The sequence below is a fragment of the Thiomicrorhabdus arctica DSM 13458 genome, from assembly GCF_000381085.1.
Classification (GTDB): Bacteria; Pseudomonadota; Gammaproteobacteria; order Thiomicrospirales; family Thiomicrospiraceae; genus Thiomicrorhabdus; species Thiomicrorhabdus arctica.
Map to the genome: position 1 here is coordinate 1,149,891 of NZ_KB905899.1, position 21,380 is coordinate 1,171,270.

Genomic DNA, 21,380 nt, shown 5'->3' on the forward strand with positions numbered 1-21,380 from the left:
ATTAAACGCTCATTTGGTCCACTTGTGCTTTCGAGACTCTCTTAATGTTATCAGGCATCTGTTTCCAGGCCTGACTAATCGAAATGATATGCTCTAAAACTTCATCCAGGAGAGTTATATCATTCTTAACAGATGCTTCAAAAAGGCGACGATAGCAATAATCATATAAGTCATACAAGTTGCCTGCTACCTCAGCACCTTTATCCATATCAACACCAGCTCTCAATGCATTAATGATCGAAAGTGCTTTATTAATATGCTCTGATTTTTTTCCAAGATTTTTATGTTCGATAAAAACTTTTGCCAGATTCATATTCTTAATTGCACCATCGTACAACATCTCCACCAATTTATGCGGTGTCGCTTCTGAAACGGCGGTTTCAATATAGTTATTAGCGTATTGTTTAATAAACTGTTTTTTAAGTGCTAAATTCATCACTAGATCCTATTAAACTTTAGTTAGTACGGTTATTTGAAAAATTGGCTGTTAAAAAATCCCGAGTGCCCGTCGTGCTTGATATCAAAGATTGCAAAGAGGAAAATTGTATTTGATATTTGAGCAATAATTTTTCATAACGCGCATCTAAGGTGCCACGTTTATCTTCATAATCACCCGTTTTAGAGTTCAATGATTCAATTCTCTGTGTCACTAAGCCATTCTTATCTTCAAATAAATTCTTAATGGTTTCATCTAAGCGACTTGCAAATCCTTGTGAAAAGGTAATGCTGCCTCGCGCTCCTACCGCACCACCCAAAACCTCAAACTGTAGCCCTCGAACGGCGGCTGGGTCCGTGCCAATGATCGCAAAATCTGAAACGTTCACTTTACGTCCATCTTGACTATCAACATAGGCACCTATACTCAAAGATCCGGCAGCAGTGGTAATTGTTCCATCGAGATTCAGTCCTACATCGGTTAAATTAGCCGTTAGACCAGAATTACCCAAACCGACAAAATTTGAAAGCGTGACATCAGAAGCAGCCCCAAAACGATCAGAAGTAATACCTAAGACTCCACCTGCCGTTGAAACATTCACCTTAGCACCTGTGGCAACAACTTCACTCAAGCTATTTATATTATTTTGTAATGTATCTGAAAACTCTTGTAACGTGTATTTACCGATCGCAATACTCGTTGATGCAGTCGTTGATGCATCAATAGACACATCAAAACTGGTCGCAGTCGGTAAATCAATCAACTGCTCTCCAGCATAACTAGATGTGGCTGAAAAACCTTGATTACTCATATTGGCGATACTCGTTAAATCAATCGTACCATCTGCCGTCGTCATTTCGTAACGTGATTGCGATGCATCATAACTCATCGTAACGGTAGAGGGACCCGCTAAGCCTAATGCCGTGTTAATATCCACTTGCATCTGTGCGGCGACTGCATCCTTAGTAGCATAGCTGCCAGCCGTTAAACTTACCGCAACACTGGCCGCACCATTAATGGACACTTGCAAACTAGCTCCAGCCGCTACCGTTAAAGAAGCAAGCGGATCAAATACACGATCACCGCTGGCGCGATATTCACCTGGTGCATAAGTTACAGCCCCCCCGGCAACTGTCGCTCTTTCTGCAAGCTGGGTCACATCTATAGTGTAGTTGCCCGCTTGCGTTTCAGCACTGCCGCCAATGACATTGACAAGTGGATCATTACTCGTACCTCCTTTTGCAAAAAGCAAACCTAAGGCATCTACATTATTAGTGGCCAAATTTTCTAATTTGGCAACGTCTACCGTCAACTGGCCACCTTTATCGAATTCAATACCTGCAGATGCCAGGGTGTTTGGATCCGATAATTGTGAGATCGCCCCCCCTAAAGCACTTCTAACTTGATCTTTTAAGCCTCTTAAAAGCGAACTGCCAGCAAGATCGCCAAAAAAATCAAAATCTGGAGATGCCTGCTGTTCCTTAGTAAGAGGCTTATAAGAACCTACATCATCAAAAATAGTATCTAATTGATTATAAACATCAACAAAGCTAGAAACCGTATCAACAATTTTTTGAGTATCGGAAGCAACGCCTACATTTTGGGTGACTGCTGAAACGGACTTAAGTTGAATATTTAAACCCTTAATCACATCATTAAAATCATTAGTACTGTTTGAGACATTCAAACCATTGATTGCCATCACCGCATCTTGTGCATCAGTGGTAGTGGTCAATCCAGCCACATCAAAATCACTCAATCCACTTAAGGTAATCTCTGAGGCAGCACCGGTACTTTTAGACGAGAACATAATTTGATATTGCCCACCATTGTTTACAATAGCGGCATTTACACCATAATCGCCGTTATTAACAATGGTTTGCAGCCCTTCCAACGTATTATTAGAAGCATCAATGACAATACTTTTAGTTTGCCCACCGACACCAATACTTAAAGTACCCGTAGAAATAGCATCCGAAGCAGAACTATACGTTTTATTCGCCACTAAAGTATGGGACTGTGCTAATTGCTTAGATTCGATGCCATAGGAACCTGTTGCTGCAGCGCCATCCGCCTGCACAGAGACCACTGTTTGGTCAGTAGACGTAACATTACGAGATTGAAAAATCTTAGGGGATGATAGATCGAGTAAATAGGACTGAAATGCTTGCATATTTGACTCTAAATATGTCAACGCATTTAACTCAGTATTGGTCTTCAATTCTTTCGCATCTAAAGCGGCAATAGGGCCAGCAACACTCGAGTCAGCTAACACTTTGGCCATATTCCCGATATCAAACTTACTATTTGTAAGTGTATTTAGTAACGTGGTACCAATTTCATTGGCCATAATGGCGCTCCAGGTCAAATAGGATTTTATACTTCATTTTAACATTAATGACTTAAAGCACCAAAAATGCCAAGTTGATTATATTGTTCTTCTAATATTTAGTATCGACTATTAAGAGGAAAACTTTAGAAAAATCGCAGGATTTCGATAAGAGTGTCATATAAACCGAAAATAGGAATAAAAAAAGCGACCAAAAGGCCGCTAAACACACAAGGGAAAGGGGGCCACTTTAAACAGTCTCGTTGGTAAACATTCCAACGGGTGGCATAAACTTTTCAGAATTCTGTTGGCGCATCTCTATGTATTGACTAATACTTTTAGAAATCGCTAAAAATTCTTGGGTTGGAATCTGACGAAGTATTTCGTCAGTTTCACTGTCTTTTATGAAAATCACCATTTTGTCGGTGCTTTCATCTCTTGTAAACTTCATGTAATTTTGAAGCTGTTTTAACTGAGTATTTAGATGCATCATCAATGTATCTAATGCAGCTGAATCTATCGAATTATTAGATAAACCCGTTAGTTGATCGCTCGCTTCCCGTAATTTCAGTTGACCGATATCAGGTTTGTTTTGCGCAACTTCTTGAGCAAACGTTTGCTGATTCGTTTCCTGAAATGCACCTGAATCGAACGATTTCATTGCATTGCCTGTTGGCATTGTCGTCAAGTTGTTAGGCTGTATACCATTTAAAATGGCCATACATCCCCCCTTATTCAATTCAATATATATCTATATAATTTCATTGAATAAGACACCTGTCAAACCTTCTTTATTAAGCACGCCACCTTTTTGCACTGATTCCAGATAGCTTTGAATGTTTTTCATCATTTCAAGCGAACCTTCATTCGGGTACTGTTTAATGACTTCATCAGTTGTTCGATCTATTACTTTAATCACCGAAGACTGAGTTGTTTCATCCACTGAAAACGCTATACCCACTCCAAGCTGCTCAAGTCTTGAATTAACTTGTGCAACCTTTTCAAGAGTGGTCGCTCTCGTTTCTGACGGAGCCTTCGGTGCAGAAGTCGCGACTGAGGCTTCTATCTGCTGTTGTTTTGGCATTTCTACAGCAGGCTTAACACCTGACTGTAGAGCACTGTTTTCAATAGCGGACGTTGACAAAGAATTTATATCCATATCACTCTCTCCTTATTGAACTCAAACGTTAGCCAAGTTATTATCGAAGAAGTGTTAGTACGTTTTGCGAAGACTGGTTCGCTTGGCTCAACATACTCATACCCGCTTGCTGTAATACTTGGTTTTTCGCTAAGTTAGCACTTTCTTTTGCGAAATCCGTATCTTGAATGTTTGAACGTGCTGCAGATACGTTTTCACTGATATTTTGCAAGTTTGATACCGTATGATCAAGACGGTTTTGCACCGCACCTACGCCTGAACGAGCTGTGTTTAGTTTACTAAGCTGAGTGTCTATTTGAGCGATTGCCAATGCCGCTTTAGTAACTGTTAAAACATCTACGGTTCCGAGTGCAGTTGCGATTGACGAACCACCAATAGTCGTGACGGCAATTGAATCCTGAGCATTAGTCTCCCAACCCACCTGAATATTGGTAGAGACAGCGGTATCCATAACAGAAACACCATTAAATTTAGTGGTACTTGCAATACGTCCTATCTCTGAGGTAAGCGCGCTGAATTCAGCATCCATTGCAGTACGGTTGGCTGCTGAGTAGGTTCCGTTTAATGATTGAACCGCTAACTCACGCTGACGTTGCATCATGTTACTCATTTCATCTGCTGCACCATCAATGGTTTGTGCCATAGAGATACCGTCATTTGCATTACGAACCGCTTGGTCGGTACCCTTAATTTGCGTAGTCATATTGGTTGCTACCGCTAAACCAGCTGCATCATCTGCAGCTCTATTGATACGCTGACCAGAAGTCAAACGCTCCATAGCCACTGCCAAATCTTTACCTGAAGATTCAAGCTGACGAGTTGCATTCAAAGAACCTATATTTGTGTTGATTACCATAGCCATGATAATTCTCCTTTTTAAGATTAGTTAGTATTGCCCTAGTCGGCTTGCTAACTTTTATGTTATCCGCCAACTAGGTGGCGAACGCTATTGGGAACTCTATCTTAATTTCCTCAAATTCTGTTCTCAGCAGACCTACGTAGCCTGATGTTATTCTCTTTATTTCAATAGTTGCAATACATTCTGTGAGGCTTGGTTGGCTTGACTTAACATGCTCATACCTGCCTGCTGCAGCACTTGTGTTCTCGCTAATTCGGCACTTTCTTTTGCAAAATCTGTATCCTGAATAAATGAGCGAGATGCATTGATATTTTCACTAATGCTTTGCAAGTTAGAGACGGTATGATCAAGACGATTTTGCACCGCACCCACACCTGAACGAGCTGAGTTTAATGAAGTAAACTGAACCCCGAGTTCAGCAATTGCCAATGCCGCTTTAGTAACTGTTAAAACATCTACGGTTCCGAGTGCCGTTGCGATTGACGAACCACCAATAGTCGTGACGGCAATTGAATCCTGAGCATTAGTCTCCCAACCCACCTGAATATTGGTAGAGACAACGGTATCCATAACAGAAACACCATTAAATTTAGTGGTGCTTGCAATACGGCCTATTTCTGATGTTAGTGCACTGAATTCTGCATTCATTGCGGTACGGTTAGCTGCTGAGTAGGTTCCGTTTAATGATTGAACCGCCAACTCTCGCTGACGCTGCATCATGCTAGTTATCTCATCTGCCGCACCATCAATGGTTTGTGCCATAGAGATACCGTCATTTGCATTACGAACCGCTTGATCCGTACCCATTATTTGCGTAGTCATGTTAGTTGCTACCGCTAAACCAGCCGCATCATCTGCTGCGCTATTGATGCGTAGACCAGAGGTCAAACGCTCCATTGCTGTCGCTTGATCTTTACTTGACGCTTCCAATTGACGAGTTGCATTCAAAGAACCTATATTTGTATTAATTACCATAGCCATAATATTTACTCCCTGTGTATTCTTGTATTGTGTTTTTTGTGTTTCTATTTTAAGTTTTGAGGCAGTGTCTCCCGCCTTCAATTAAGTTAACGGACTTAAAACCAAAACCTTTAGGAGAAAATTGAAATTAAATACAAATAAATAACGAAAAGAAGCTGTTAGAGAGGTTTTAAAGCGTTAGAAACTAAAAAACCACTCATGATAGAGTGGCTTTAAATATAGAAAATACTTAATGTTAATGTATGTTAAAACACTAAGGACTGCCCGTAGCGTTCAGAGAGTCAACGAAATTTTGTAATAACAGTTGATCTATTGTGTCGCTACCTTCTGCTTGTTGAAGCAATTTATTAGCGGATTCAACATCCCCTGTCTGAACGAGCAACCGAAGTAAGCTAATAAGCGCTTCACTATCATTGTGCAGATTAGAATAAGAGCTATAAACCTCAATGGCAGCTTCAAGGCGATCCAACAAAACTAAAGCATCTGCATATTTTGGTAAATATCTTGAATCCATCTGACTTAATGACTTTAAAGCCGCGAGCCCTTTTTCATATTGCTGTAATGAAAAGGCTAACGGAACGATTTGCTGTTGAATAATGGCATGTTGTTTAGCTGAATCCAAAGTAAGATAATGTATCAATGCATCGTCTGTACTCCCCAGAATTTCTAGCAGTAAACCCTTCCCGTAAGATTTGACAAAATCATACTCTGGCTTATCGACAAATCCTAACTGGAGCAGGATGTCTTCTGTCGCATTACGCTCACGCTTTTCAAATGCTTGCTGCAACCTAAAAATAAATTCACCTGGGCTGTTTAAGCGATCTTTAAAGTGTTGCTCTAAAGCACGCTCATCTTCCCTCATTTCTTTAAATTCATGCTCTAACTCTATAACGGTATTTGTAAAGTGCGTTTTGTAGTATTCATAAGGCTGCGAAGCATAGTGCTCTAACCAAACATTAAAGCGACCGGGGATTCGAGTCTTTGACCAATGATTGGCCAGCTTTTCAAAAGCTGTTTTCGGGTCTATTTCTAATGCACGATAATCGATTTCTTTTTTTATCTCCTCCAGTTTTAACAGAAACTCCTGAGACGCGACATTCAAACCATTAAAGAACCCCATTAAAGAGTTCGTAATCTCTTGGTGAGACATATCCGATTCGGACTCAACGGGTTGCAGCGTCGTCATAAAAGCTTTATTGGCGTAGTTCACCATCGTTTGGTAATCATGACCCACCAACTTTTCCAATTTGTCTTTAAGCTTAATAATGTCTTTAACTCTTGTTCCTTGCTTAGACGCCTCAATAAACAGCCTTGACGTCAAGTGAACACCTTTTTTAGACTCTTTTGAGACTTTAGACAACCATTGAGCATGCGCATTTACTTCAGCCTTTAAAAAAGTTTGAAAGGCTTTCTCGCTATCTGCATCAAATTGCAAGACATCATTAAAAGCTTTGACCACCTTAAACTTATGAGGCCCAAACACAACATTATCGATAGGCTGATAATCAATGCCCTCCATCACAGCCGCGCCGTCATTTAGATTGTGGGCTTGTAAATTAGGCCACTGTTTTTTTAAACGCAGAAACTGCTCTTCAAATTGGTTACGCGCATCATACAGCTGAATATTGGTACCAACTTGCTCACCTCTATAGTTTAGGATTGTCGTATCAATACTGTCACGTTGTTGAGTTTTTGACTCTATACTACCCGACTCATGACAAATACCATCAAGAGTAAAGCAGAAATCAACGCCCGCTAAGTAAAAATTTGACACCCCTAAATAAGCCGCTATTCCAAAGAGTCCATTGGTCACCGTTGGACCATCAGAAATAAAATTATCTTCAGAACCTCTGATCCAAGGAAACCGTCTTCGACTATACGTTTTTAAACCTGGCCATTGACGAATTATCCGTGGATATGAATGCTCTCCGGTAATTAAAATACTTCGATCATGAAACTCAAACATCTCTTTGGAGTATTCAAACATCAAAGGATGTGGATCAAACACGCCGATAAAGTCGGGGGTAACCCCCTCTTTCAGCAAGCGTTTGCAGATACGACTTGCCGCAAATATCCAAACTTTACTCTGGTTTTCTTTTAACCATGGTATAACCTGGTCTAAAGAAGGACCTCCCCCTAACACCACGCCTGGAATATCCCCTTCGAGTTCACCTTTAATGACGGAAAGAGGATGTACTAAATCGCAGGCACTATCGAGCTGGAGATCAAAAAACTTTTTAAAATTGTGATTATCATCTCTATCAACCAAGAAGCGCTGAAACAGCTCTCGCTTTGCTTTGAACAACCCTTGATACAGCCCTTCGTCTTCGTGCACGACCAAGGATTTCAATAAGATAATTGCATTACGCATGACATAATCTTGATGCGTTTCATAAAGGGATTCAAACTCAAACTCCTCTATCGTATAGAACGCTACTTTATTTATTAAGTTGGGACTTTTGGTTGTTTTTATATATTCAATGACTTCAGGAAAATCTATACAAATAAAACGCTGACCTTTTGTCGAAATTTTTGCCAAATAATCAAGAATCAAGCCTGAATCCGCCCCCCAAATAACATACAACTTGCTTTTAGGTAACTCTAGTCCGATATAACGTTCATAAATTAACTCTGACAACTGATTGTTAAGCTGTTCAGGGTAGAAGCCCTTAAGTACTGTTTCTCCGGCATTCGTTTGAATTGTTTGCATAAATATCCTTAAATATTAATTCTCAATAGGCTATTAACCAGCTACTTTTCATTAAAAACTATATTGTGTTCTCTAGAGGGGATTTGTATCGAGGCGTTAGATAAAACCACAATCGACCAGTCTTAAATCCGGAAACAATTCCATCGTATTACCAGTAATACACTTCTACTGGCGTAGGTTGATAAGAATCTGGCAAGAGCAAACAACGTTTACTCGATTGATATAATCTTTTATACATTTTAGGGAGTTCATTAGTGTTTATATCAATCAACTCACCTAAAAGCATGGACTGTTGATAACGACTTGATAATTCAAAGTCTAGCGCGGATAAGGATGCTTTTGGTAATAACATAGTCAATATTTTTACGTTCAACGCAAACAACTTCGTTCGGAATGATGCCTACCCTGTTTATAATCCGCTTTAATTCCTCTTTAAGAATCTTATTGTCACAATGCAATAATGTCCATTGTCACCTTGCGACCACATTTTACAGTCTGCTTTACTTTTTTACCCAGCACTTGATCTAAATATTTGGGTGCTAAACCAAAACCAGGGCGGATACTTTTAACGTGCTCAGCCGTAATGGTTTCACCCTCGTTAATATCCTTAACAAAATAAAGTGACCGACGAAACTTCACATTATCTTGCTCACTGGCTTTACAGCCGTAATCCACAGATCCTAATGCACTCCACGCAGTTTTTGCATCATTACATAATGCTTGAAGCTCTGGTGGCTCTAATGAAAAACTATCGTCCGCCCCCCCTCCATCGCGATCCAAAGTGACATGCTTTTCAATGATACAACTCCCTAGAGCCACACTGGCAATCGCGGTTGTATTATCAATAGTATGATCCGACAATCCTACTGGAAGATCAAAACGAGTTTGCATATCCACCAAAGTTCTTAAATTATAATCTTCAGGTGGTGCCGGATAACCACTGACACAATGTAAAATTGCCAATGATTTGCAACCACCTTCTTTGGCCGCATCAATTGCCTCTTGTATCTCCTCTGCATTGGCCATCCCTGTAGAGATAATCATGGGCTTGCCAGTCAATGCAACGTATTTAATCAATGGCAGGTCAATTACCTCAAAGGAAGCAATTTTATAAGCAGGAGCATTTAAGTCTTCAAGTAAATCCACCGCTGTATTATCAAAAGGTGAGCTAAAAATCGTTATGCCTACTTTTTTAGCATAATCAAATAAGGGTTTATGCCATTCCCATGGCATATACGCTTTTTCATACAATTCATAAAGACTTTGGCCGCTCCATAAGCCACCCTCAATCATAAACTCGGACGTTTTCATATCCATCGTAATGGTATCAGGTCGATACGTTTGTAACTTAACCGCATCTGCTCCTGAGCTTTTTGCCATATCAATAATTCTGTAGGCATTATTAATATCACCATTATGATTGGCTGACATTTCTGCAATAACATATGGAGGAAATTCGGCACCTATTTGCCTTTTATTTATGGTTATTTTCCTCATTAAAACTTCCAAATCTTTAACATTCTATTTTCAAGCGTTTCTGAAATGCTTAACCAATCATTTTGTAGTAATCCCAACCTATATACATCTATGAAAACATTATCATATAGGTGTTCTTCCCGAAAAATCCCTTCTTCGATAAAGCCAAATTTTTTATGAAGCTTTATTACACTTTGGTTTATCCCTAAAACTTCACATTTTAATTTATGTAAATTCAAAACCTCAAATGCATATTTAATTGCATAAAACTCTATTAAAGATCCAATCCCTCGCGGTGAATTAGGGCCAAGATAAAAAGCCCAAACTGCATTTGAGTTAATCAAGTCTATTTGACTGAAACTAACGACACCTATGGGAATTGAATCGAGCTCGACTATCATCTGCAAGATATCACATCTATCACGAATCGATTCCCACCAACATTGGTGTTCATCCTTCGTAATAGCATGGCGAGTGTACATAAATTTTTTGACTTCTTCTCTTTCTCGCCACTCTCTAACGGTATCCAAGTCAGAATCGTTCATTTTTCTAAAATTAACTTTATTCATCATTTCTCCTACGACTTTACTAGCTCCTTTCCCATCACAAACATCACTGGATCTTCTACTCAATCCATAAAAATCCAGAGTGTCAATCAAGTCTTGCAGTCTTAAATTTTTATCCCACGCACGGACGATCCCACTTCTATCCAAAGTCTCCGAGGAAAACTGTTGATTCAAAGCAACAACTTTTTGAATAGTTGGAACACCTAAACAACATCTTTCCCATGTGGTTGCACCTGCCGCACCAATCGCTAAATCGGCATTTGCCATGATTTCCGCTATATTGTTGATATCGACTTTGACTTGCGTGTTATAAGGCATCGCTGCTGCTTGAGCTTTGACTGCGCTAATATGTGGGGCTGTCTCTCCCATCACCACCGTTATTTCTAACGATTTAGGCAATTTACACTCTGCTAACTCATGCAATACCTGGCCAGTAACATTGCCTGAATCCACTCCGCCCATCGTGATCAACACGTTTTTTAGTTGTGGCTGCCTCCGACGATTTAAACTATATTCACGCCATTTGATAAATTCAGGTCGGAGTAAAGCGTATTGTGAACCTAGTCTCATTTGACAATATTCAGGCACTAAATTTCTGTAATCCTTACCTTGACGACCATAGGTCTGATCCAAAAGTAAATCACACTGATGCTGGCGATCTGCCAAGTCATCAATTACCATTAACTTTGTGTACAAACCTGTTAAAGCAACCTGCCAAACCTGGTCAATCGCATAGTGGTCCACGATTAACCAATCAGGTCGAATACCCTGGAGAAAAGGTTGGCATTCTAAAGCATCTTGTTTTTGACTCCCCCCCAACCAATCCGCATGAAACAAATTCGCTTCGGGTTTAAAGTGACCAGGCCTGGTTGCTTGGGAGGCATCTAAAATAACTACGGCATAACCTTTAGACTCTATCATTTCTATTAAGTTACCAGGATGCGCTCGACAGATAAAGTGGACCTTTGCACCTTGCTTTTTTAACCCATCAGCAAGGGTTAAGCAACGCATGACATGTCCTGTACCGATTTGTAGCGATGCGTCTGCTCTAATCACGACTTGCATCAATTCCATCCAGTTTGATTGAGTGCTTTATACATCAATTCAGCTCGAATCCAATCTTCTGGTGTATCCATATCCTGGACTAAATATCTTGGTAAAACAAAGGGGGAAGCTGATTCTGAAAAAATAGGGATTTTCTGTTTAAATGCCTCTGGCATACCCCAGTAGAACTGACCTGCATCATGATAGGATTCTTCTAAATCCTGAGAGCGTTTATTAAAGTTTTCAGGGTGAAACATTTCCAGACGATTTGTTCTGGTAATTTTCAGCGCTCGTTGAATAGGTGATGCAAAAGGTGTCACACTAAAACAATAATCAGCTTGACTGTCTTGAAGTTGCTGAAAGGCATTTTTTAAAATTTCGGGGGTCACAAAAGGTGCTGTCGCATAAAGACAACAAACCATTTGAGGCGCTACATCATTTTCTTCAAACCACTCTACAGCCTGTTTAATAACCGGAATAGTTCCAGCATAATCATTCGCAAGTCCCTCTGGTCGTAGAAATGGGGTTTCAGCACCATACTTACGAGCTACTTCTGCGATTTCTTCATCATCGGTTGAAACAATGATTCTGTCAAAACAGCCACTCTTTAGCGCTGCCTCAATAGAATAAGCAATGATTGGTTTGCCAAGAAAATTCTTAATATTCTTACGTGGAATACGTTTACTACCCCCTCTCGCGGGAATGATGCAAAGCTTCATATCAAATCTCGCTCTAAGAGCTCAATGATCCTGTTTTGATCCTGAAGAGTCATGGCATGAAACACGGGAATGCTGATGACCTGTTGATAATAAGCTTCTGCCAAAGGAAAACTCCCCTCCGCAAAGCCCATTTTTTGATAATAAGGCTGAGTGTGCACGGGAATATAATGAATATTTACCCCAATACCATCTTCACGAAGCGCTTTGTACACCTCTGCACGGGTTTTAAAAATAAGATCCGTTTGAATTAGAATCGGATACAGGTGAAAGGAAGAGTCGCTGTCAGCATGTTGAAAAGGTAACACCAAAGGCAGGTTATGTAAAAGTTCATCATAGCGTTTAGCAAAGGCTTTGCGAGTGCCGACAAACTCGTCAACTCGCTGCATTTGACTCACCCCTAGGGCCGCTTGCATCTCAGTCATTCTGTAGTTAAAACCCAAATCTACTTGTTGATAGTACCAAGCGCCTTCAGTTTCTAACGATTTAGTCATCAAATGTGGTTCACGGGTCACTCCATGACTGCGAAGCAACTGCATTCTTTCAGCTAAAACCGATTGATTAGTGGTCGCTATTCCGCCTTCACCCGTGGTCACTATTTTGACTGGATGAAAACTAAACACTGTAATATCAGAATACTGACAACCCCCTACCGACTTTCCTAAATACTTACCACCAATGGCGTGTGCTGCATCTTCAATAATTTTAAAGCCATACTCCAGACTTAAGGCATGGATCTCCCGCATTTCACAAGATTGGCCTGCGAAGTGTACCGGAATCAAAATTTTAGGCAGTGTATTGCTCAACTTGGCCTGTTTGAGCTTATGCTCTAAGGCCTCAACGGACATATTATAGGTATGCGGATTAATGTCCACGAAGTCAACTTGTGCCCCACAATACAAGGCACAGTTGGCCGAGGCAACAAAGGTATTGGGACTGGTCCAAAGCCAGTCGCCTTCGCCTAAACCGAGTGCTAAACAGGCGACATGCAGTGCAGATGTGGCACTGTTCACGGCCACGCCATATTTAGCCCCACAATAGCTTGCCACTGTTTCTTCAAACAATGGTACTTGAGGCCCTTGTGTCAGATAATCAGACTTTAAAACGTCAACAACGGCATCAATATCTGCTTGAGAAATATCTTGTCTACCATAAGGAATCATCAAGTTAATACCTTATGCCATTTTATTATATTTTTTAAGGTCTTCAATAGACAAAAAATCTGGGTTTTTACCTGAACAGTAAGAGAAACCTTGGGCTACTTTTTTACCTTTTTCACCCAACGCATTTGTTTCGTAATTGTTACCTCGTTGAGTAAAGGTAATCGTCGGTGTAATGACGAAGAAATCAGAAAATTCTAAAGTATGCATTGAGTCATCCTCGGGACACATAATCTCATGCAGCTTTTCACCAGGACGGATTCCGACAAGTTCAATATCTGAACCAGGCAACATCGCTTCAGCTAAGTCAGTGATACGCATTGAAGGGATTTTAGGCACAAATATTTCACCACCGTGCATTCTTTCGAAGTTCTTAAGAACAAAATCCACTCCGCCTTGTAAAGTAATCCAAAAACGCGTCATGCGTGGATCTGTAATAGGCAGTTTTTCTACGCCTTCAGCAATCAGTTTTTCAAAAAATGGTACAACAGAGCCTCTTGAACCGACTACGTTACCATAACGGACCACTGAGAACTTGGTCGGTAGATCACCCGCCATATTATTAGCCGCGACAAATAACTTATCCGACGCTAATTTTGTCGCGCCATACAAGTTCACTGGGTTTGCAGCTTTATCCGTTGAAAGCGCAATAACACTTTTCACCTTATTCGCTAAGGCGGCTTGAATGACATTTTCCGCACCAATAATATTGGTCTTAATACACTCCATTGGATTATATTCAGCAACAGGAACATGTTTTAGTGCTGCGGCATGGATAACATAATCAATACCAGACATGGCTTGCTTTAAACGCTCTGCATCCCTTACATCGCCGATAAAATAACGCATTTTTTCAGATGTAAATTTTTGTTGCATCTCATATTGTTTGAGTTCGTCACGAGAAAATATAACAATTTTTTTTGGATTAAATCGTTCCAATAGGGTTTGCACATATCGATGCCCAAAAGAACCTGTACCGCCAGTGATCAAAATACTTTTATCGTCAAACATTCTCAATCCTTATCTTGGGAGAATTTAGAAATATACTTATTTTTACGCGTTTAAGCCTAATAAATCACGGTATCGATTTTTGGCTTTCAGGACCTTATCTAAATAAAGTCTTGCCTCAATGGACTGATGTTCATACCTTAAGGTACGATAAACTTGCTTAGGGTGCAACTGATTCACCCGCATAATTGCGATTTCGGGCGTTTTACCGAACAATTTAAGAGTATTAGAGATGCCTCCATTATAAGACGATATAGACAACATCTCTTTAGCTTCAAGATTATCTACGCCTTGAAGGTATTCGTGTGTTAATAAACCCATATAAGCAGTGCCCATTCTGATATTATTCTGCGCATCAAACAATTCATCCTGTCCGGGCTGGCCTTTTTTACCGTCGACATATTGGTAGACATCTCTACCTGCTGTTTCCGCTTTTAACTGCATTAAACCTAATGCATTTGATTTACTCACTGCAGATGGATTAAAGGCACTTTCCACCTCTATAATGGCAAAAACTAGATCTTCTGAAACTTTAAAACGTGTCGCGTAATCCTCTACCCAGCTTTTATACTTTTCAACGTTAATGGGTAATTTTATTCCGATCAATGGGATGTGCACCACAGTAAATTTCAGGCCTGTATCATCGATCTCACTGGTATGCTTTTTAAGTATGTATTCAGCATAGGCACTGGCCTCAACGGGATATCTAATTGCATGCCCGTACTGATTTCTAATTTTTTTATAATAAAATGGTTCGTACTGGCTTTTAATCGAATTCAAGCTTAATAAATTAGTTTCATCGACCTCTGACTCTCCAAGCAAGACTTTGCTAATGGCACGCTTTAAATTTTCCTTAGAGGCTAAAGTGGCTGGAAACTCGAGCACCAATTCATTGGCATATTCAATAAAAGTAGGCGAAGCTAATAGTTCACTATTTTTCGGGTTCAGTAATATTTCAGCATGACCAGGCGCAGTAGAAGAAGCATTTGACGAGATTTTGACGCTTTCTGGCACAATGGGTATAGCATTTGACTGATTGCTATCAAACCCGCTATTTTCTTCTAAGTGGACAAAACCAACGGCCATTTTAGGTATTTCACTGCTACTAATCGAGCGTATACTACCGTAACTAACTACTTGATTTACAATTACATTTTTATTAGATTTACTAAAAACCAGCCAGTTTTGAAGGCTCGATACATAACTGCCCGCTAACATCAGCATAAAACTGAGAATGAACAGAATTGAGAATGATAAGGTTTGGGTTTTCACAAAAAAGCCTCCGGTTAGGAGGCTTTTAGCAAAAGAAAGGCCAATTCAAAATAATGCATTGCAAAGATATTAAATCTACTGCAAATCAAGCCTATCTAAGGTAATCAAACAGCGACATAGACTGTACGCGGGTAAAGACTTGTTGAGCCATATCTAATGCATTTTGACTTTTTGTCAGGTCGGTGACACCTTTTACAATATCCATATCTTCCAAGCCCATTCGGCGCTCTTCAAGCGCTATTTTAAAAGATTCGCCGGCATTATACTGAGCCTCAATTCTATTCTGCCGGCCACCAATTTCAGCGCGTACTACAGACAATTGTTGAATACCACCTAATAGATCATCTAATGCTCCAGCTGGAGGCGCGGAACCTGTACTTAAGGAGTTTTTGAGCTCAACAAGGACATTCAAAACATTAGAATCAGGTGTACCAGTGAAAGCGGTTGTCGTATTTATCCCAAAGACCTTTTCTCCATTATCTGCTATTCGCACCCGACTAGAATCCCCTTTATCATCTGCTGTGAGTCGATTATCGGCATCAAAACCAATTTGCACAAAACGCGAACCGTAACCTGCTAACTCATCATAAACAGGTGTAACACCATCAGACTCAAACTGCCCAATAGCATTGGTGCTCCCAATATAAGCGTAATATCCAGGATTATTCACATCTTCTACAAATGCTTGTTCGGCTTGAACACTACTTCCAGCAAAAATCAACTCACCCTCTGAGTTTCGATAATTCATCATGCCTTTGGTTTGTTGAAGAATCTGGTCAACTTCTGCTGCTGCTGCCTGACGATCCGTGGCCGAATAGGTATCGTTGGACATTTGGATGGCCAACTCTCGCGCTCTTTGTAGTTGCGTAATCGAATCCGCAATCGCCGTTTCTTCTTGCACTAACTGTGATTTCGCAAAATCACCATTTTTGGCGTATTGATCAATCGTGCTCATCGTGCGGTTCAATGAATGTATCTGATTGGTTGCAACAGGATCATCGCTCGCAGCATTGACACGTTTACCAGTGCTTAATTTAAGCTGTGCATCCAATACATCGGCTTGATGCTTCTGAATTGAGTTAATCCCTTGACTCTGAAATTGGTTGGTTGAAACTCTCATCTCGATTATCCTCTAATCGTACTTAATATCGTTTGAAACAAAGATTGAGAGGTCGCAATAATTTGTGCGGCCGCTTCATAAGCTTGTTGAAATTTAATTAAATTTGCGGCCTCTTCATCTAAACTCACACCCGAATAGGACTCTCTTTGATCATTTATTTGCTGAAAGACATTCGTCTGCGCGGTTAATTGAATATCGGAGCTACGAACATACATCCCAATATTGGTCGCCATTTTGGAATAGCCGCCGAGTAGGGTTTCAGACGCTTTACCACTATCATTAGCTAATAATAATTTGGCGGATTCTAAGCTTGCCATATTAGCCATATTGACATTGTCTCCCACGGCAGCTGGCGCAGGACTTTCATCCGCTAACCCAGCAACACCCGTATCAACTGGACTTTGACCTCGAGTTGCAAGCCCTTCAGGATCGGTCATTTTTGTTGCAAAATTTGAGAGCATTTCTTGATGAGGTTTCACTAAAAAACTATCGCCTGAACTTGCCGCTGCAACACCATTTAAATCAAATGCTAATCCATCTAACTGAAACACGCCTGGTTTCGCTAGAGATTCAACAGCAGAAGCGGTTAAGTTCTCTCCCGTTTGATAGTCAAAAAATGAAAAATTAGCTGGCGTCGCACCATCTGATGTTATTTCATATTCACGGGCTTCAAATTGCCCAACCGCTGTAAAGGCGTTTTTCAGGTAATCTTCTTTATTTCCGAACGTTGCTGGCTGAGCATTCAAAGCAGGAAGAACGGCTGTATTATTGTATGGAGGTTCAGAAACCCCTACATTCGGATTAAAGCTGACCAAGAGATTAGAGCCATCTGCCGTTCCACTATTTGTGGCATTATTGATCGCCGTTATTTCCAACGGAGCAAATAAATCTCCACCTGCAGCCCCGTTAATATCGTAGCCCTGATAATGTTGCCAGTTCATGGATGATGTTAAACCATTTAAGGTAAGACCCAGATCAATTTGTGCCTTATCGAGTAAATTATCTCTAAAATCAAGAACCCCACCCAACTGACCGCCATTAATGCTATCACTGACAACCTGCCTTTGCCCACCCAATGTCATATAGACCTCAGTGCGATTTTCATCACTATAAGGCCCTAAACCTGTTTCTAATCGAGTCAGTGTATTATCACTCAACAAAGGCAACTTCCCATTGCCAGTATGAATGTCAATGCGGCCGTTATCTTGAGAAAAGGTAGTAATATCAATATATTGACTAAGCTCCAGAATCGCTTGATTTCGCTGATCCAACAAATCGTTAGGGGGTTGACGACCATTATTATTGGCACTTTCTACCTGGAGATTGATGGCTTGAACCGTTTCTAAACGATTATTGATTTCCACAGCCAAACCTGAAACCTGACCATTCACTTGAGCTTGAGTCTCTTTCATAACCGACGTTAAGTTACTGATATGGCTTTCTAAATTACTGGCCTCGTCAATCACTAATTGTCGACTGGTATTAGAAGTGGGATTGCCTGCAAGATTTTGCAAGGAGTCAAAATAACTTTGCATGAATTGCTGAATACCTTGGTCGTTACTCGCAACAATGCCTTCAACCTGACTACCTAGCTGCAACTGAGTATCATAACGTTCAACCTGAGACTGACTACTCACCAGTTGAGTTTGAATGTAGTTGGCATACACACGCTCAACACTATCGACCTTTGAACCGCCACCCAAAAAACCTGTACCTGTCACGCCTGGCGAATTGCTTGAAATCTCTGCACGTTGTCGCGTGTAACCTTCAGTTGACACATTTGCAACGTTATGACTGGTCACATTTAACGCCGTTTTAAAGGTATTGGTTGCAATCGATCCAATGGTTAGCATATCAGCCATATTTAAATTCCTTCTCTCTGGTCATCGTCACAAGCATCGAGTTACTTTAAATTATTATTTGTTATGTTTCTTAAAGCTAACGCATGTTCTGTTGAGCCTACCCGCCCTGTTACAGTTTGTTGGGGGGAAACGTCCGCGACTGTTTCATCTGCATGTTTAATTTGCATTGACGGATGAATGCTCTTACCAAGCTGCTCAACTATATTATCGGCAAACCCTAGCGTTCCTTTAGAAGATAAGTTCAATGATAACTGTTTATCAGACCAATCTTTATAAAAATCACCCTGGCCGCCGTCAAGCCAACCTTCATCAAAGCTGACTTTTCTGGCCTCTTTTAGGATCTGCTGCACAAAAATGGCTTCGAATTGCTCTGCAACTGGCCTCAATGCAGACTCTTGGTCATCTCGAGCTTTTTTCTTTAAATCGCTCAGCGCATTAACATCTGTATAGTTGTGATATGCCTGAGCGGAAGAGGACTGATTTGGTTGCAAACTGTCCAAATTTGGTTTTACATTTGAAAGTTCCATACTATTTCTCCAGATCGCGTCTAAATAATCATTAAGTCGGCTTTTAAAGCACCAGACTGTTTGAGGGCTTCAAGAATGGCGACGAGATCTCCAGGAGCCGCGCCGACTTTATTGACAGCCTGCACAATATCATCCAATGAAGCTCCTTTAGGAAATTTAAACATATGACCTTTACCACCCGACTGGATATCGACCACCGAGTTTGGTGTGACTGCGGTATTGCCTCCTGCCAAAGGATTAGGCTGGGACGTTCCATAAGATTCCGTTATTTTAACGGTTAAACCACCATGTGTAATCGCCGCAGGGCTTACTCGCACATTCTGACCAATGACTACGGTGCCCGTCCTCGAGTTAACGATGATTCTGGCAGACTCTTCACCAGGCACAACTTCAATATTTTCTAACATCGATAAAAATGCAACACGCTGATTCGTGATTCTTGGCGCCAACACCTCTACCGTATTGCCATCAACCGCACTTGCAGTACCGGCACCTAATTTTTTATTAATGGCATTAACTAAATGAGTAGCGGTTGTAAAATCTGAACTTTTCAAATTCAAACTAATGGTGTTGCCTAAGTCGAATCCAGTCGTTACCGTTCTTTCAACCATGGCGCCATTAGGAACACGACCGACGCTTGGGATATTAATGGTAATACGCGAACCATCCGCTCCACTGGCGTCTAGGCCACCCACCACTAAGTTACCCTGAGCTAACGCATACACATTACCATCAACCCCTTTTAAAGGCGTTAAGATCAAAGTACCACCACGCAAGCTTTTGGCATTACCCAATGAAGAAACTGTGATATCGATTTTTTGTCCCGGCTTTGCAAAGGCAGGTAATTCGGCATGCACGGCCACAGCTGCAATGTTTTTTGCCTTGGTTTTCACCCCAGATGGCATATGAATTCCAAATTTATTCAACATGCTTAACAAGCTCTGTTCAGCAAAAGGCGTTTTATCCCCTGAACCTGTTAAACCAACCACCAAGCCGTAACCAATCAACTGGTTGGCTCGGACGCCGCCAACATTAGCGATGTCTTTAACGCGTTCAGCGTAACTATAACTGCTCCAAACCATCAACAGTGTCAAAATCATGACAAACTTTCGTGTGAACATTGGAATCCCCTTGGAACCATTACTTTCTGGTAAGTATTTGTTTTGCATATTTATTATTATAGACCCTTGATAGGGTCAACAATAACATAGCACTTGATATGCCAATAGTGCAAAAGGCATTAAAGAAATAGAGACACTGGCCGTTAATAAAAAAATAAGATGACAAAGATTCGAAAAAAACGGAAAAATTTACATAAACTGACCAGGCCTGGTCAGTTTGAAAATGGCGTGATAAGAGAAACCTATTGAACTATTCACACCAACCAGCCAGGCCTTATTTTAAAACCAGCTAAGATAAATAAGCTTACCAAGGCCAATACTTAGATAGCCACCTGGTACCAACACCCGCTCGAGCATTATCACCTGACATACCAACATCTTTATAAACCAAACGTACATCCGCAACCTTCACGGATGAGATGGTATTATCTGGTTGAATGTCTTCTGGGCGAATAATACCTGCAAACTGAACGACCTCTTCACCGTCTTGAATTGTAATCCACTTTTCACCTCGAACAACCAAATTACCATTCGAAATAACCTCAACCACGGTCACGGCAATCGAGCCTTTTAAACTTGAGTTCTGCTTAACATTACTTTTGCCTGAAAATGAACCAGCTGAACCGTAACCAACCGATAACCCTTGCAATGGCGCTGTAATGCCATTCACAAGCTGACCCACGACATTATTTGGTGTGGAAACGCTAAACGGTGATTTCACGCCATAGTCTTGATTATTCGATTTATCGTATTTTGTTTCATCTTTTTTATTAGCAGACATCGTTTCTGACAGATCAATGGTAATGATATCACCAATTCGATGCGCTCTTGAATCATCAAATAATGTCATTGCACCCGTCTGATAGAGAGAACCATTTTTAGGTTGCGCGGCTTGTGGGATATTCGTAGGATAACTTGGCGAATAGTCCATTTTTTGCATACGCTCTGGCGCACTGCTACAGCCTGATAACACAACGGATGCAAAAATAATTGCACTTGCTAACTTGACCATTTCTTTAATTTTACGATTCATT

At 40.7% G+C, this 21,380-nt stretch carries 19 protein-coding genes; all 19 read right to left on the reverse strand.

What is annotated here, in order from left to right:
- Nucleotide 1: 1 nt before the first annotated feature.
- Complete coding sequence (fliS, locus tag F612_RS0105350; protein WP_019556725.1) at nucleotides 2-436, reverse strand: flagellar export chaperone FliS; 435 nt, start codon at nucleotides 434-436, stop codon at nucleotides 2-4.
- 19 nt (nucleotides 437-455) lie between these two features.
- Nucleotides 456-2,786 (reverse strand): flagellar filament capping protein FliD, encoded by a 2,331-nt coding sequence (gene fliD, locus F612_RS0105355; protein WP_019556726.1) that lies wholly within the window; start codon nucleotides 2,784-2,786, stop codon nucleotides 456-458.
- Nucleotides 2,787-3,015: 229 nt separating this feature from the next.
- A complete protein-coding gene (locus F612_RS0105360) occupies nucleotides 3,016-3,486 on the reverse strand; it encodes a flagellar protein FlaG (protein ID WP_019556727.1) in 471 nt (156 codons plus the stop codon).
- Between the two features lie 30 nt (nucleotides 3,487-3,516).
- On the reverse strand, nucleotides 3,517-3,924 hold the full coding sequence (locus tag F612_RS12230; protein ID WP_019556728.1) for a flagellar protein FlaG: 408 nt from the start codon (nucleotides 3,922-3,924) through the stop codon (nucleotides 3,517-3,519).
- A 40-nt stretch (nucleotides 3,925-3,964) separates the two neighbouring features.
- Nucleotides 3,965-4,786 (reverse strand): flagellin N-terminal helical domain-containing protein, encoded by an 822-nt coding sequence (locus F612_RS0105370; RefSeq protein ID WP_019556729.1) that lies wholly within the window; start codon nucleotides 4,784-4,786, stop codon nucleotides 3,965-3,967.
- 156 nt (nucleotides 4,787-4,942) lie between these two features.
- The gene (locus tag F612_RS0105375) at nucleotides 4,943-5,764 is read right to left on the reverse strand and encodes a flagellin N-terminal helical domain-containing protein (RefSeq protein ID WP_019556730.1); all 822 of its coding nucleotides are present in this window, start codon (nucleotides 5,762-5,764) and stop codon (nucleotides 4,943-4,945) included.
- A 253-nt stretch (nucleotides 5,765-6,017) separates the two neighbouring features.
- A complete protein-coding gene (locus F612_RS0105380) occupies nucleotides 6,018-8,474 on the reverse strand; it encodes a motility associated factor glycosyltransferase family protein (RefSeq protein WP_019556731.1) in 2,457 nt (818 codons plus the stop codon).
- Nucleotides 8,475-8,622: 148 nt separating this feature from the next.
- Nucleotides 8,623-8,826 carry a hypothetical protein gene (locus F612_RS13205; RefSeq protein ID WP_019556732.1) on the reverse strand — a complete coding sequence of 68 codons (204 nt, stop codon included), beginning with the start codon at nucleotides 8,824-8,826 and terminating at the stop codon, nucleotides 8,623-8,625.
- A gap of 95 nt (nucleotides 8,827-8,921) precedes the next feature.
- The gene (gene pseI / locus F612_RS0105390; protein WP_019556733.1) at nucleotides 8,922-9,971 is read right to left on the reverse strand and encodes a pseudaminic acid synthase; all 1,050 of its coding nucleotides are present in this window, start codon (nucleotides 9,969-9,971) and stop codon (nucleotides 8,922-8,924) included.
- Nucleotides 9,971-11,581, reverse strand: coding sequence for a UDP-2,4-diacetamido-2,4,6-trideoxy-beta-L-altropyranose hydrolase (pseG, locus tag F612_RS12235; RefSeq protein WP_157760461.1), 1,611 nt, complete (start codon nucleotides 11,579-11,581; stop codon nucleotides 9,971-9,973). Before pseG ends, pseI begins: the two co-directional genes overlap by 1 nt.
- Nucleotides 11,581-12,279 carry a pseudaminic acid cytidylyltransferase gene (gene pseF, locus F612_RS0105400; RefSeq protein ID WP_019556735.1) on the reverse strand — a complete coding sequence of 233 codons (699 nt, stop codon included), beginning with the start codon at nucleotides 12,277-12,279 and terminating at the stop codon, nucleotides 11,581-11,583. The genes pseG and pseF overlap by 1 nt, the downstream gene beginning before the upstream one ends.
- Nucleotides 12,276-13,439 (reverse strand): UDP-4-amino-4,6-dideoxy-N-acetyl-beta-L-altrosamine transaminase, encoded by a 1,164-nt coding sequence (pseC, locus tag F612_RS0105405; RefSeq protein WP_019556736.1) that lies wholly within the window; start codon nucleotides 13,437-13,439, stop codon nucleotides 12,276-12,278. The genes pseF and pseC overlap by 4 nt, the downstream gene beginning before the upstream one ends.
- Nucleotides 13,440-13,451: 12 nt before the next feature.
- Nucleotides 13,452-14,447 (reverse strand): UDP-N-acetylglucosamine 4,6-dehydratase (inverting), encoded by a 996-nt coding sequence (pseB, locus tag F612_RS0105410; RefSeq protein ID WP_019556737.1) that lies wholly within the window; start codon nucleotides 14,445-14,447, stop codon nucleotides 13,452-13,454.
- Nucleotides 14,448-14,489: 42 nt separating this feature from the next.
- Complete coding sequence (locus F612_RS0105415) at nucleotides 14,490-15,716, reverse strand: murein transglycosylase domain-containing protein (protein WP_019556738.1); 1,227 nt, start codon at nucleotides 15,714-15,716, stop codon at nucleotides 14,490-14,492.
- A 91-nt stretch (nucleotides 15,717-15,807) separates the two neighbouring features.
- Nucleotides 15,808-16,836, reverse strand: coding sequence for a flagellar hook-associated protein FlgL (gene flgL, locus F612_RS0105420; RefSeq protein WP_019556739.1), 1,029 nt, complete (start codon nucleotides 16,834-16,836; stop codon nucleotides 15,808-15,810).
- A 5-nt stretch (nucleotides 16,837-16,841) separates the two neighbouring features.
- Entirely contained in the window at nucleotides 16,842-18,698 is a 1,857-nt protein-coding gene (gene flgK, locus F612_RS0105425) for a flagellar hook-associated protein FlgK (protein ID WP_019556740.1), read from the reverse strand.
- 41 nt (nucleotides 18,699-18,739) lie between these two features.
- Nucleotides 18,740-19,225, reverse strand: coding sequence for a rod-binding protein (locus F612_RS12915; protein ID WP_019556741.1), 486 nt, complete (start codon nucleotides 19,223-19,225; stop codon nucleotides 18,740-18,742).
- 20 nt (nucleotides 19,226-19,245) lie between these two features.
- Nucleotides 19,246-20,346, reverse strand: a complete 1,101-nt coding sequence (locus F612_RS0105435; protein ID WP_019556742.1) for a flagellar basal body P-ring protein FlgI — start codon at nucleotides 20,344-20,346, stop codon at nucleotides 19,246-19,248.
- 304 nt (nucleotides 20,347-20,650) lie between these two features.
- Nucleotides 20,651-21,379, reverse strand: a complete 729-nt coding sequence (locus F612_RS0105440) for a flagellar basal body L-ring protein FlgH (RefSeq protein ID WP_019556743.1) — start codon at nucleotides 21,377-21,379, stop codon at nucleotides 20,651-20,653.
- Nucleotide 21,380 lies beyond the last annotated feature (1 nt).

Excerpts from the sequence above, each read along its gene's own strand:
- fliS (WP_019556725.1), bottom strand. The coding sequence starts at position 436 with ATGAATTTAGCACTTAAAAAACAGTTTATTAAACAATACGCTAATAAC.
- fliD (WP_019556726.1), bottom strand. The coding sequence starts at position 2,786 with ATGGCCAATGAAATTGGTACCACGTTACTAAATACACTTACAAATAGT.
- F612_RS0105360 (WP_019556727.1), bottom strand. The coding sequence starts at position 3,486 with ATGGCCATTTTAAATGGTATACAGCCTAACAACTTGACGACAATGCCA.
- F612_RS12230 (WP_019556728.1), bottom strand. The coding sequence starts at position 3,924 with ATGGATATAAATTCTTTGTCAACGTCCGCTATTGAAAACAGTGCTCTA.
- F612_RS0105370 (WP_019556729.1), bottom strand. The coding sequence starts at position 4,786 with ATGGCTATGGTAATCAACACAAATATAGGTTCTTTGAATGCAACTCGT.
- F612_RS0105375 (WP_019556730.1), bottom strand. The coding sequence starts at position 5,764 with ATGGCTATGGTAATTAATACAAATATAGGTTCTTTGAATGCAACTCGT.
- F612_RS0105380 (WP_019556731.1), bottom strand. The coding sequence starts at position 8,474 with ATGCAAACAATTCAAACGAATGCCGGAGAAACAGTACTTAAGGGCTTC.
- F612_RS13205 (WP_019556732.1), bottom strand. The coding sequence starts at position 8,826 with ATGTTATTACCAAAAGCATCCTTATCCGCGCTAGACTTTGAATTATCA.
- pseI (WP_019556733.1), bottom strand. The coding sequence starts at position 9,971 with ATGAGGAAAATAACCATAAATAAAAGGCAAATAGGTGCCGAATTTCCT.
- pseG (WP_157760461.1), bottom strand. The coding sequence starts at position 11,581 with ATGCAAGTCGTGATTAGAGCAGACGCATCGCTACAAATCGGTACAGGA.
- pseF (WP_019556735.1), bottom strand. The coding sequence starts at position 12,279 with ATGAAGCTTTGCATCATTCCCGCGAGAGGGGGTAGTAAACGTATTCCA.
- pseC (WP_019556736.1), bottom strand. The coding sequence starts at position 13,439 with ATGATTCCTTATGGTAGACAAGATATTTCTCAAGCAGATATTGATGCC.
- pseB (WP_019556737.1), bottom strand. The coding sequence starts at position 14,447 with ATGTTTGACGATAAAAGTATTTTGATCACTGGCGGTACAGGTTCTTTT.
- flgL (WP_019556739.1), bottom strand. The coding sequence starts at position 16,836 with ATGAGAGTTTCAACCAACCAATTTCAGAGTCAAGGGATTAACTCAATT.
- flgK (WP_019556740.1), bottom strand. The coding sequence starts at position 18,698 with ATGGCTGATATGCTAACCATTGGATCGATTGCAACCAATACCTTTAAA.
- F612_RS12915 (WP_019556741.1), bottom strand. The coding sequence starts at position 19,225 with ATGGAACTTTCAAATGTAAAACCAAATTTGGACAGTTTGCAACCAAAT.
- F612_RS0105435 (WP_019556742.1), bottom strand. The coding sequence starts at position 20,346 with ATGTTCACACGAAAGTTTGTCATGATTTTGACACTGTTGATGGTTTGG.
- F612_RS0105440 (WP_019556743.1), bottom strand. The coding sequence starts at position 21,379 with ATGAATCGTAAAATTAAAGAAATGGTCAAGTTAGCAAGTGCAATTATT.